This is a genomic window from Kosakonia sp. S57 (assembly GCF_016516575.1).
Lineage (GTDB): Bacteria > Pseudomonadota > Gammaproteobacteria > Enterobacterales > Enterobacteriaceae > Kosakonia > Kosakonia cowanii.
In genome coordinates this window covers 143,327-154,856 of the sequence record NZ_JACVUL010000012.1, presented here as the reverse complement: position 1 = coordinate 154,856, position 11,530 = coordinate 143,327, and the positions used below count along the sequence as shown (strand labels likewise).

Sequence of the window (11,530 nt, the reverse complement as noted above, 5' to 3'; positions counted from 1 at the left end):
AGCCGAAAGCCTCATGCGAAAGCATGAGGCTTTTTGCTATTCTTTTTCCACCATAGCCTGCCTTGCTGGAAAAGATCATTTAACCTCAACACGTATAATCCTGCCGCCGTTACCAGGCATGACAAACGTACCCACCGGGTCATAATCTTAATTACTAACCTACCTAAGTCGAAATGGGATCTTCGTCACCTTTTAACCATAACAAACATGTAACATCTCCCTCTTTTGTCCACATTGAGCAGGGAAGTTCGCTCTAAAAATAATATCTATTGTAAGCAGGAGTTACATACGAATGGCTGAAAACAGCATGAAAAATAATGCCTCTCTCACCAGCAGCGATACGCGTCGCCGGGTATGGGCCATCGTCGGGGCCTCATCGGGTAACCTGGTAGAGTGGTTCGATTTTTACGTCTACTCTTTTTGCTCCCTCTATTTTGCGCACATCTTTTTCCCGCAAGGTAACCCCACCACTCAACTGCTTCAAACTGCCGGTGTTTTTGCCGCAGGTTTCCTGATGCGCCCCATCGGCGGGTGGTTATTTGGTCGTATTGCCGATCGTCATGGGCGTAAAAGATCGATGCTGATCTCGGTCTGCATGATGTGTTTAGGCTCGTTAGTGATCGCGTGCTTACCGGGATATGAAACCATTGGTACCTGGGCTCCGGCATTACTGCTGTTAGCACGTCTCTTTCAGGGGCTGTCGGTTGGCGGCGAATACGGCACAAGCGCGACCTACATGAGCGAAGTGGCAGTAGAGGGGCGCAAAGGGTTTTATGCCTCATTTCAGTATGTCACCCTGATCGGCGGACAACTGGTGGCATTGCTGGTTGTGGTTATCCTGCAGCAAGTGATGGAAGACTCAGAACTCAGGGCCTGGGGATGGCGTATACCTTTCGCGCTGGGCGCAGCGCTGGCCATTGTCGCGCTCTGGTTACGTCGCCAGCTGGATGAAACCTCCCAGCAGGAAGTGCGATCCCTGAAAGAAGCTGGCTCTATGAAAGGGCTGTGGCGCAACCGCAAAGCATTTTTGATGGTGCTTGGCTTTACCGCCGGCGGCTCACTCACCTTCTACACCTTTACCACCTATATGCAGAAATACCTGGTCAATACTGCCGGTATGCATGCGAATGTTGCCAGCGTCATCATGACCGCAGCGCTGTTCCTCTTTATGCTGATCCAGCCGATTATTGGTGCGTTATCCGACCGCATCGGGCGGCGCACCTCCATGCTGCTGTTTGGCGGGCTGGCGACCGTTTGTACGGTGCCAATCCTCACGGCGCTGCACAGCGTAACTTCACCCTATGCCGCTTTCGCGCTCGTCATGCTGGCGCTGGTGATCGCCAGTTTCTACACCTCAATCAGTGGGATATTAAAAGCGGAGATGTTCCCGGCGCAGGTGCGTGCCCTGGGCGTTGGCTTATCTTATGCCGTGGCGAATGCACTGTTTGGCGGATCGGCTGAATATGTGGCGCTGTCATTAAAATCAGTCGGTTTCGAAACCGCTTTCTTCTGGTACGTCACCGCAATGGGCGCAGTAGCATTTCTGGTATCGCTGACGCTGCACCGCAAAGGGAAGGGCATACGCCTCTAATGTTCAGCCAGTTGCCACACGGCGTAGCCCGTTGTGGCACCGGCGACATCCCAGGCAAAATCTTTCCAGCTCCAGCCGCTCCCCGCCGGGCGGCTGTCCCAAAGTTCCTTCGACGAACCAAGACTTACTGAAAACATCACGCCGATAAGAGCGCTGCGATCGCGGCTGATACCCTGATGCTGCGCATACTCATTCCCTGCTGCAGAGAGCATGGCCGAGGCCAGAAAGTGCTGAGCTTTATCCTGGCCGCTCCAGCTATCGTTCGCCATGTGGCTACAGCCGGTTAATAAGAGGGTGCTTAACAGACAGGTTTTGTTCATACGCAGAGACCTGAAAAAAGCCCCGTCATAAGACAGGGCTTCAATATTAGAGGATCCGGCTGATCAGTTTATCGATACGGATACGGCGCAAGCGGCGAATAAGCTTACGCACTTTCACCGGGTACTCGGCGATGCTTTGCAGATCGCGATAGTGATTCACTACCGTTGTGTGGGTGCGGATAAGTTCCAGCTCTTTATCGCGCTGCGCCGCCAGCTGCTGTTTCGGATCGTGGATCAGTACCGCGTTTTCCAGATCCAGACGCCAGGCGCGCGGGTTGAGATTATTACCCGTCAGCAGCATCCACTCATCGTCGACCCACATCCCTTTCAGGTGATAACTGTTATCGCCATCTTTCCACAGGCGAACCACAAGCTGGTCGGTATTAACGTAGTACTGCAGGCGGCTCAGGAAACGGCGCAGGTTAATCTCATAAAGATAGGGCAGCGCGCCGATGATTTTGAACGGCTCATCTTCCGGGATAAAAAAGTCATTCGCCGTTTTATCGCCAACGATAATCTCCACCTTTTTCCCATCGCGCAGCAGCTGAATAATGTTGCGAACCAGCACTGCCGGCAGGTTGAAGTACGGAGTACAGATAGTCAGTTTCTGTTCCGCACAAGGCATCAGATGGAAGATAGTTTTATTCAGCAGGCTCGATTTCCCGAGGCCAACCAGCGGCGTAACCGCCAGTTCGTCATTGCTGGCGTTGCCCTCAAAATGGAACGAGGCATCGCGCAACGCCTGGCGGAACTGGCGAATATCGTTTTTAATTTCCGGGCTTTTTGGCCGCGCTGGATCGTCAAGACGATTAACACCGCGCCCGTGAATCAGGTTTGACTCCAGCCAGCCGCGCATCACTTCCGCCATCTGCGGATTGCGGATCAGCTGATAGCGGTCATAGCGATATTTATCATGTTGATGGAGGTAAACATCATTGAGGCTCGCGCCGCTGTAAAGCACCGCGTCATCGATAATAAAGCCTTTGAAATGGAGAACGCCGAGAGCTTCGCGCGTATTGACCGGCACGCCATAAACAGGAACATCAACGCCGGGATTCTCCTGCGCTAAACGGCAGTACCAGTCAGCGTTGGTGTTGGACGCCGCCGCACCAATGCGGCCACGCTGGGCGCGATGCCAGTCAACCAGTACGCGCACATCCAGCTCCGGACGCTGACGTTTTGCTTCATACAGCGCGTTCATTACGCCTTTGCCGCCATCGTCCTGTTCCAGATAAAGGGCGATGATATAGATTTGGCGTGTCGCGCTCGCTATCCGGGCAAGCAACGTCTCCCTGAAATCGGCCGGTGAGTAGAAGAACTCTACCTCATCAACTGACTGAGAAAGCTTGGGGAGTTGGGCAAGGTGTTGTTGATGTTTATTACGCTTAAATTTTGACAACATCACAGTGCGTTTCTTCTCTGTTTATTGAAGGGTCTTCTGTACCATGCAGACGACATAAGCGGGCAATAATAACACCGTGTCCACTAAAGTGGTCAACATTTCCAGTACCTTACTCAGGATTGCGCCGTCTCTGCCAGAGGAAGTGAAAGTCCTACAATCCCGTCTTCCATCTGGATATCGACATCAAATCCCAGTTTACGCGCCAGCGTCACCATACCGCGATTGTTGGGCATAGTAATACCATTCAAACGCTTAAGTCCGTGATCCCGGGTATAGGCAATAAGTTTTTCCAGCAGACGCCGCCCAAGCCCAAGACCTTTTAAATCAGAACGCACCAACACGGAAAATTCGGCATCAATGTTATCCGGATCCGATATCGCACGGGTTACGCCGAGGATCTCTTCACCCTGCTCCGTGCGGCGTACTGCGACAAATGCCATTTCCCGATCGTAGTCGATTTGCGTCATATTCGCTAAATCATCATGGGTAAATTCGTTGATCTCGCTAAAGTAACGGTAATAGAGATCCTCTTTCGTTACCTGCGAGATAAATTGCTGCAGCAGAGGCTCATCTTCCGGCAGGATCGGGCGGAACAGGCAGTGCTCGCCGTTTTTCATCGTCACCTGCTCTTCGAGATATTGCGGATAGGGGCGGATCGCCAGCCGCGCTTCGCCATTTTCACTGGCCGCCGCTAATGTCATCGAGACATCCAGCGCCGTGAATTCGCTGCCGGACGCCAGCAGAGGGTGAATATCGAGCCGCGCAATCTCCGGGCAATCAATAATCAGATTGGAGACCTGCACCAGAAACTGACTCAGCCCGGCAATATCGAGTGAGCGTAAAGCGCTGCGCCCACGGATCTTTTTACGCTTAATTGCCTGAATCACCAGATAGCGGGCGAGGTTCATATTGAGCGGCGGTAACGCCACCGCGGCCTGATCCTCCGCGCGCCACTCGACGCCGCCTTCGCCCAGCATAATCAGCGGGCCGAACACCGGATCGTGCTCTACCACCACCCGCAACTCCTGCGCGCCTGCGCGATTCGCCATGCTCTGCACCTGCAAACCCTGGATGCGCGCCTGCGGCCAGTTGAGCTTAACGCGCTCAATAATGGCATCCGCCGCCTGCTGCACCTCTTTGGCGGTACGCAGATAGAGCATCACCCCCTGTACCTCAGATTTATGCGGAATATCGGGCGAGCGCAGCTTCAGCGCGACGGGGTAGCCAATCTGCTCGGCAATATGTACCGCTTCGGCACTGTCGCCCGCAATCCAGGTGGGCAGCGTTTGCAGCCCCCAGGCACGCAAAATTGGCTGCACCTCATGGGTGTCGAGCGTCGTTGCGCCCTCGGCCAGCGCCTGTTGCAGCAGTTTCCGTGCATCGGCGGTATCTGCCGTCAGGCGTTGGGAGAGCGCCGGGGTTTCACGCAGCTGCTTCTGGTTACGGCGATACTCAACCATATGCATAAAGGCGGTAATGGTCCCTTCCGGCGTACGGTAAGTCGGCAGCCCCGCTTCGCTAAAGAGCCGACGCGCCTCCTGCGACGAGAACTCGCCGCACCAGTTAGTCAGCACGGTGACATATTTGCCGCGCGGGTGTTTTTTCAACACATCGATCAACGCCAGCGCGCTTTCGCTGCCCGGGGCCGCGGCGCTCGGCGCGTGGATCACCATCAGCGCATCATAATCATGGCTGTCGAGCAGGATGTTTAGCGCGGCGGCGTAGCGTTCGCAACTGGCGTCATCGCGCAGATCGAGCGGGTTGCTGGCGGCGACAGACTCCGGCAGTACAGCAGAGAGTTGCGCCAGCGTCTCTTCGCTTAACGTCGCCAGCTTGCCATTGCGTGACCAGAGCTGATCCAGTGCCAGCGCTGCGGGTGCCGCACCGTTGCTGATAATCATTAGCCGCTCGCCGCGCAGCGGGCGCATATGGCTTAAGGTCTCAACAGCGGAGAAGAGTTCGTGGGTATCCTGTACGCGCAGTAAACCAGCGCGCTGGATTGCCGCGTCCCAGGCGGGATCGAGCCCTGAATGGGCATGCAGCAAGCGCTGCGCTTCGGGGCTACGGCCACTTTTGATCACCAGAATCGGTTTATTGCGCGACGCGCTGCGGGCGGCGGAGACAAAACGGCGCGCATCGCTGAGGTGCTCCAGATAGAGCAGAATGGCGCTGGTCTTGCTATCGCGGGCCAGGAAATCGAGCAGCTCATCAACGTCGATATCCAGGCTGTCGCCGAGCGCAATAAAGTAGGAGAACCCCATCTCGCGCTGCTGCGCCCAGTCGAGAATGGTATTAGAGACGGCAGCGGACTGGGAAATAAACGCCAGCTTGCCGCGCGTAATCGGCACCGGTGAGAAACTGGCGTTCAGACCCTGCCACGGCGCGAGCAGCCCTAAGCTGTTTGGCCCGAGCAGGCGCATCTGATAGCGGCCTGCGCAGGCGAGTAATTCAGCATGCTGTTCCGGCGGGGCAGAGAGAATAATGCAGGTTTTACACCCTTTTTCGCCAAGCGCCTCCAGCAGCGCCAGATTGCGTTTCGCATGGGTGCAGAGCACCGCAAGATCGGGAGTAAAGGGGAGGCTGGCGATATCCGGCCAGGCGAGCACGCCCTGCACGGCTTTGTAGGCGGGCGTGACCGGCAGCACCGGCCCGGCAAAGCCGCCGGCGAGAAGATTGCGCATCATCAGAAAACCGGCGCGATCCGGTTTCATGGATGCGCCGATAACCGCAATCGAACGGGGACGTAATAACGCTTCCAACCCTCGCTGGCTCATACCGGCCTCCACAAATAAGTGACCCGATGATTTTAAACGCTTTCTTACGCTTTTGCTGTGACGGTGGACGAATGATGCGGTTTCCCGGCCAGATAGCGCTCACGAAACAGCGTGAAATGATCGCCTAATGCCTGCGCCGCGGCGTTATCACCGGCCAGATCGAGCAGGGCAATGGCTACTTCCGCCGTGCAGTATTGATCCTCGGCGTGCGCTTCCCGCAGGCGATAGGCCGAAACCCGCGACAGATCGACGGAGATAATCGGCAGGGCATCAAGATAGGGGCTTTTGCGGAACATCTTGCGCGCTTCGGTCCAGGTGCCGTCGAGCATAATAAACAGCGGCGGTTTTCCTGCGGGCGGCGCGCTCAGCACTTGTCGTTCACTGCCAGCATAAGAAGCTGGAAACACCACCATCGGTTGATAGGCATCGCTGGTACATAAATCAATGAGCTCCTGCGGCGGTTCGGTGCGCGACCACTGAAACGCTAGCGTATCGGGCAGCACATCGGCAATTAAACGCCCGGTATTGCTCGGCTTCATCGGTTCGGTATCGAACATCACCAGGCAGAAGCGGCTGGCGGCAGCGGTTGGCTTTAAGGTGTCGCACAGGCAGTTGCGCAGCGGCAGCAGACAGCGCTGACAGCGACGGATGCGATTACCACGCGCAAGAAAAGGGCGGGTCGAGCGGGCAAGGCGCTCAGCGCGGAGTTTGAGAACGGCGTTATCAGTCATGGCGGTCGCACAGGAAAAACGCCATTGTCGCAGAGGTAAAAACGGGGCACAAGATGCGCCCCGACAGGATCAGAGAGATTCGTTCAGCCAGCTGTCGAACGGGGCTTTCGGCACCGCGCCGCTAAGCATGTCCACCACTTCGCCATTTTTGAACAGCATGATGGTCGGAATGCTACGAATGCGAAAACGCGCGCTCAGTTCGCGTTCTGCTTCGGTGTTCACTTTTACAAAGCGTACCTGGCCACTGCGCTCTTCCGCGACATCTTCAAAGATCGGCGCAAAGTTACGGCATGGGCCGCACCACGGTGCCCAGAAATCGACGACCACCGGCAGATCGTCTTTCAGGAGTTTATCGAGCGTTTCGCCGGTGGCGTTGATCACGTCGCCGTCGAACAGCTCGTGCCCGCAACGCCCACATTTCGCTGCATCTTGCATGCGTTCTTGTGGGATACGGTTCAACGCCTGGCAGCTTGCACATACGGTATTCATAACTAACCTCAGGGAAGCGGTGGTACACAGCGGCATGATGCCGTTATGTTTCTACAATGTTACGTATTATTGATGTACAGGTTTTAAACAACAACGTGGTTTATTCAATGAGTACAATAGTCGCTGGCTTTTGAATGAATTAATGGCGAAGCGTCGGCACATCAGGTAATCTGCGCGCTTCGCGCAGCGCTGGTGGAGAAAAGCATGAACGATGAGTTAAAGAACAAGAGCGGCAAGGTCAAAGTGATGTATGTCCGCAGTGATGATGATTCCGATAAACGAGGTCATAACCCGCGTACCGGGAAAGGGCCTGCACGTACCGGAAACGCTTCCCGCAATGACAGAAGTCGCCCGGGCCGTGACGACAAAGGTCGTTCTGCACGTGATGACAGAGGTGGTCGTCCGCAACGCGATGAGAGAAGTCGCGCACCGCGTGATGATCACAGCGCACGGGGTGATTCACCGTGGCGCACCGTGTCACGCGCACCTGGCGATGAAACGCCGGAGAAGCCGGACCACGGCGGTATTAGCGGTAAAAGCTATATCGATCCTGAAGTACTGCGCCGTCAGCGCGCAGAAGAGACGCGCGTGTATGGCGAAAACGCCTGCCAGGCGCTGTTCAGCAGCCGCCCGGATTGCATCGTACGCGCCTGGTTTGTGCAGAGCGTCACGCCGCGCTTTAAAGAAGCGCTGCGCTGGATGGCGGCTAACCGCAAGGCGTACCACGTGGTCGATGAGCAGGAGCTGGCAAAAGCGTCCGGCACTGAGCACCATGGCGGCGTCTGCTTCCTGATCAAAAAACGCAACGGTCTGAGCGTTGAGAAGTGGGTGGCAAGCGCAGGTGAAGAAGATTGCGTACTGGCGCTGGAAGATGTGGGTAACCCGCACAACCTCGGCGCGATTATGCGTAGCTGCGCGCACTTTGGCGTAAAAGGCGTAGTGTTGCAGGATGCGGGCGTGATCGAATCCGGTGCTGCGGTACGTACCGCAGAGGGCGGGGCAGAGCACGTTCAGGCGATCACTGGCGAAAGTTTTGTCGGCGCGCTGGAAGCATTCCGTCAGGCGGGTTACGCACTGGTGACAACATCCAGCCATAACGGCACGCAGCTGTTCAAAGCCGAGCTGCCGAAGAAGATGGTGCTGGTGTTAGGCCAGGAGCGTGATGGTATTTCCGATGAAACGCTGTCGCGCGCCGATCTGAGCGTCTCCATTGAAGGCACCGGCAACGTTGAAAGCCTCAACGTTTCTGTCGCAACGGGCGTATTGCTCGCCGAGTGGTGGCGTCAGAACAAGGCGTAAGGTATCAAGGTCGGGCGGCGCGTGCGTCTCCCCGGCCTTACCCGCAGCACTTTTGTAGGCCGGATAAGGCAACGCCGCCATCCGGCACATCTCCCGCAGACCCTATTCGCTTTCCGCCGGCAGTTCCGGCATCCAGTTAATCGGCTTTTCGCCATGCTGCTCCAGCCACTCATTCGCCAGCACAAAATGGTTACAGCCAAAAAAGCCGCGATGAGCCGAAAGCGGCGACGGGTGCGGCGCGGTCAGCACATGATGGCGTTTCCTGTCGATAATCGCCCCCTTCTTCTGCGCATGCGACCCCCACAGCAAAAAGACCACGCCTTCACGGTGCTCATTAATCAGGCCGATCACTTTATCGGTAAAGGTTTCCCAGCCAAGGCTGGCGTGGGAATGCGCCTGCCCGGCGCGCACGGTAAGCACCGTATTAAGCAACAACACGCCCTGGCGCGCCCAGCTCTCAAGGTAACCATGTGTAGGGCGGCTAAAGCCCGGCACGGTTTTCTCTAACTCTTTATACATATTCAATAAAGAGGGGGGAACGGCGACACCGGGCCGCACGGAAAAGGCGAGCCCATGCGCCTGGCCGGGGCCGTGATAGGGATCCTGTCCCAGGATCACGACTTTCACATCGCCAAGCTCGGTAAAACGAAAGGCGTTGAAGATATCTTTCTGCGGCGGATAGATCGTCGCGCCGGACTGGCGTTCAGCGGCCACGGTATTCAGGGTATTCACAAAGTAGGGCTGCTGTTTCTCTTCTGCCAGTACGTCATGCCATGTCAATGAAGTCGTCATCCCGATCTCCTGCAAAGTTGGTTTGCCGTAGCTTAACTGCTTCTTTCTCCAGAACAAAATCAGCCGCTCGCAAAAGCGTACACCCGCTAAAAAATAGTTGAAAACTTACGTAAATTTTTAGTGCGCCTGATATGCATAAATTGATATAAAACAAGAACAAACTCTAATAGCCATTTTTCTCGTATGGTTTTTATTGACTAAAATCAAAGAATGGCCCGGTGCGGGCTGGTATATAAACAACCAGACAACAATGGTTTTACCAATTGGCCGACCTGCGTTCGGTCAATCACCTAATCTGCCTAGGGAGGCTATACATGATTACAGGTATCCAGATTACAAAAGCGGCTAATGACGATCTGTTGAACTCATTCTGGCTGCTTGATAGCGAAAAGGGCGAAGCACGCTGCGTCTGTGCAAAAGCCGGTTTCGCTGAAGATGATGTTGTTGCAGTAAGCAAACTTGGCGATATCGAATACCGCGAAATCCCGATGGAAGTGCAGCCGGAAGTGCGCGTTGAAGGGGGCCAGCATCTGAACGTTAACGTGCTGCGTCGTGAAACGCTGATGGACGCCGTTGAGCATCCGGAAAAATACCCGCAGCTGACAATTCGTGTTTCCGGTTACGCTGTACGTTTCAACTCGCTGACACCGGAACAGCAGCGCGACGTTATCGCTCGTACCTTTACTGAAAGCCTGTAATCGCAGGCACTAATAAAAACGCCGGGTCTCCCCGGCGTTTTTTTACTTTTCGCTCTTCTGCTGTTCGCTGCCCGCCGTGCTCGGCTTGCGGCGCTTACCAATATTCTTGGTATCGCGATGGCGCTGCTTAACGCGCGGCTTCTCTTTATCTTTCTCTTTTTTCTTCTCATCGCGCTTCGCTAAGGCTTTTTTCGACGGTTTGCCGTTCAGTTTTTCACTTGGCGGACGGCTTGTCGGGCGCAGCTCATCAATGACGCGCGCTTTCAGCGGCTCTTCGACGTAACGGCCCACTTTGCCCAGCAGCAGGTGATCGTGCGCTTCAACCAGTGAAATGGCGATGCCCTTACGTCCCGCGCGACCGGTACGGCCGATACGGTGCAGGTAAGTATCACCGCTGCGCGGCATATCGAAGTTAATCACGTGGCTGACATCGGGAATATCAATCCCGCGTGCGGCAACGTCGGTTGCCACCAGAACATTGACGCGGCCTTCGGTCAGGCGCTTGATCGCTTCGTTACGCTTGATCTGTACCATCTCGCCTTCGAGATAGCAGTTGTTAATGCCCGCTTCACGCAGCCAGGTCGCCAGCTCATGCACACGCTCGCGCTTACGTACAAAGACGATGGTGCGGGTGGCGTCCGGCTGTTTCAGCAGGTGCACCAGCAGCGCGGTTTTGTGCTGCACATCATCGGCACGGTAATACCACTGATGAATTTTTTTACGCTCGCGGGTCGACGGCGTGGCAGAGACCTCAACCGGCTCTTCCAGCAGGCGCTCGGCAAAATCTTTGATCGCGTCGCCTTCCAGCGTGGCGGAGAAGAGCATGGTCTGCTTACGCCAGCGCGTTTCAGCCGCAATTGTCTCGATATCCTGCGCGAAGCCCATGTCCAGCATGCGGTCCGCTTCGTCAAGGATCAGCGTCTCGACCGCGCGGCAGTCGAAGTTCTCTTCTTTTATATACTGCAGCAGGCGGCCGGTGGTGGCGACCACGATATCCTGGTTTTCGCTGAACACTTCGGCGTGGTTCATATACGCCACGCCGCCAGTAATGGTGGCGATATCAAGATGGGTGTTTGCCGCCAGTTCACGCGCGTGGTCGGCAACCTGCATCGCCAGTTCACGGGTTGGTGTCAGGATCAGGATACGCGGCGGGCCGGATTTCTTACGCGGAAAGTCCAGAAGGTGTTGCAACGCCGGCAGCAAAAAGGCTGCGGTTTTACCTGTCCCGGTGGGCGCGGAACCGAGGACATCACGCCCTTCAAGCGCAGGCGGAATGACAGCGGCCTGGATAGCGGTTGGGCGTGTAAAGCCTTTATTCTGGAGCGCGTCCAGAAGGCTGTCGTCAAGTTCGAGTTCGGAAAAAGTCGTTACAGTCATGTTCTACCTCTGTGTGGGGCGCTGATTATAGACGTTACGGCTGCAATCTTCATCTGT

The 11,530-nt window shown here is 55.7% G+C and carries 10 protein-coding genes; 3 read left to right on the top strand and 7 right to left on the bottom strand.

What is annotated here, in order from left to right; translation table 11 throughout:
* Window positions 1–292: 292 nt before the first annotated feature.
* The gene (locus tag IAE48_RS13785) at window positions 293–1,591 is read left to right on the top strand and encodes an MFS transporter (RefSeq protein ID WP_200134723.1); all 1,299 of its coding nucleotides are present in this window, start codon (window positions 293–295) and stop codon (window positions 1,589–1,591) included.
* Here the strand turns inward: IAE48_RS13785 and IAE48_RS13780 are convergent.
* From IAE48_RS13780 to trxC, 5 genes are all read right to left on the bottom strand, one after another.
* A complete protein-coding gene (locus tag IAE48_RS13780; protein WP_200134722.1) occupies window positions 1,588–1,911 on the bottom strand; it encodes a YfiM family lipoprotein in 324 nt (107 codons plus the stop codon). The two genes, IAE48_RS13785 and IAE48_RS13780, sit on opposite strands and share 4 nt — an antisense overlap.
* A gap of 46 nt (window positions 1,912–1,957) precedes the next feature.
* Window positions 1,958–3,313: a CDP-diacylglycerol--serine O-phosphatidyltransferase gene (gene pssA / locus IAE48_RS13775; RefSeq protein ID WP_042714812.1), complete on the bottom strand. Its 1,356-nt coding sequence runs from the start codon at window positions 3,311–3,313 to the stop codon at window positions 1,958–1,960.
* 113 nt (window positions 3,314–3,426) lie between these two features.
* Window positions 3,427–6,087 (bottom strand): protein lysine acetyltransferase, encoded by a 2,661-nt coding sequence (gene pat / locus IAE48_RS13770; protein ID WP_200134721.1) that lies wholly within the window; start codon window positions 6,085–6,087, stop codon window positions 3,427–3,429.
* A 44-nt stretch (window positions 6,088–6,131) separates the two neighbouring features.
* The gene (locus tag IAE48_RS13765; RefSeq protein ID WP_200134720.1) at window positions 6,132–6,818 is read right to left on the bottom strand and encodes a tRNA-uridine aminocarboxypropyltransferase; all 687 of its coding nucleotides are present in this window, start codon (window positions 6,816–6,818) and stop codon (window positions 6,132–6,134) included.
* Window positions 6,819–6,887: 69 nt separating this feature from the next.
* Window positions 6,888–7,307 carry a thioredoxin TrxC gene (gene trxC / locus IAE48_RS13760; protein WP_023481256.1) on the bottom strand — a complete coding sequence of 140 codons (420 nt, stop codon included), beginning with the start codon at window positions 7,305–7,307 and terminating at the stop codon, window positions 6,888–6,890.
* Window positions 7,308–7,511: 204 nt separating this feature from the next.
* On the opposite strand from trxC, the gene IAE48_RS13755 reads away from it, so the two are divergent.
* Complete coding sequence (locus IAE48_RS13755; RefSeq protein WP_200134719.1) at window positions 7,512–8,606, top strand: tRNA/rRNA methyltransferase; 1,095 nt, start codon at window positions 7,512–7,514, stop codon at window positions 8,604–8,606.
* Window positions 8,607–8,708: 102 nt separating this feature from the next.
* Here IAE48_RS13755 and ung read toward each other — a convergent pair whose 3' ends face one another.
* Window positions 8,709–9,398, bottom strand: coding sequence for a uracil-DNA glycosylase (ung, locus tag IAE48_RS13750; RefSeq protein ID WP_200134718.1), 690 nt, complete (start codon window positions 9,396–9,398; stop codon window positions 8,709–8,711).
* Window positions 9,399–9,712: 314 nt separating this feature from the next.
* Here ung and grcA point away from each other — a divergent pair, with 314 nt between their 5' ends.
* Window positions 9,713–10,096 (top strand): autonomous glycyl radical cofactor GrcA, encoded by a 384-nt coding sequence (grcA, locus tag IAE48_RS13745; protein WP_023481164.1) that lies wholly within the window; start codon window positions 9,713–9,715, stop codon window positions 10,094–10,096.
* Between the two features lie 42 nt (window positions 10,097–10,138).
* Here grcA and srmB read toward each other — a convergent pair whose 3' ends face one another.
* Window positions 10,139–11,473 carry an ATP-dependent RNA helicase SrmB gene (gene srmB / locus IAE48_RS13740; protein ID WP_042716759.1) on the bottom strand — a complete coding sequence of 445 codons (1,335 nt, stop codon included), beginning with the start codon at window positions 11,471–11,473 and terminating at the stop codon, window positions 10,139–10,141.
* Between the last annotated feature and the right edge of the window lie 57 nt (window positions 11,474–11,530).

Excerpts from the sequence above, each read along its gene's own strand:
- IAE48_RS13785 (WP_200134723.1), top strand. The coding sequence starts at position 293 with ATGGCTGAAAACAGCATGAAAAATAATGCCTCTCTCACCAGCAGCGAT.
- IAE48_RS13780 (WP_200134722.1), bottom strand. The coding sequence starts at position 1,911 with ATGAACAAAACCTGTCTGTTAAGCACCCTCTTATTAACCGGCTGTAGC.
- pssA (WP_042714812.1), bottom strand. The coding sequence starts at position 3,313 with ATGTTGTCAAAATTTAAGCGTAATAAACATCAACAACACCTTGCCCAA.
- pat (WP_200134721.1), bottom strand. The coding sequence starts at position 6,087 with ATGAGCCAGCGAGGGTTGGAAGCGTTATTACGTCCCCGTTCGATTGCG.
- IAE48_RS13765 (WP_200134720.1), bottom strand. The coding sequence starts at position 6,818 with ATGACTGATAACGCCGTTCTCAAACTCCGCGCTGAGCGCCTTGCCCGC.
- trxC (WP_023481256.1), bottom strand. The coding sequence starts at position 7,307 with ATGAATACCGTATGTGCAAGCTGCCAGGCGTTGAACCGTATCCCACAA.
- IAE48_RS13755 (WP_200134719.1), top strand. The coding sequence starts at position 7,512 with ATGAACGATGAGTTAAAGAACAAGAGCGGCAAGGTCAAAGTGATGTAT.
- ung (WP_200134718.1), bottom strand. The coding sequence starts at position 9,398 with ATGACGACTTCATTGACATGGCATGACGTACTGGCAGAAGAGAAACAG.
- grcA (WP_023481164.1), top strand. The coding sequence starts at position 9,713 with ATGATTACAGGTATCCAGATTACAAAAGCGGCTAATGACGATCTGTTG.
- srmB (WP_042716759.1), bottom strand. The coding sequence starts at position 11,473 with ATGACTGTAACGACTTTTTCCGAACTCGAACTTGACGACAGCCTTCTG.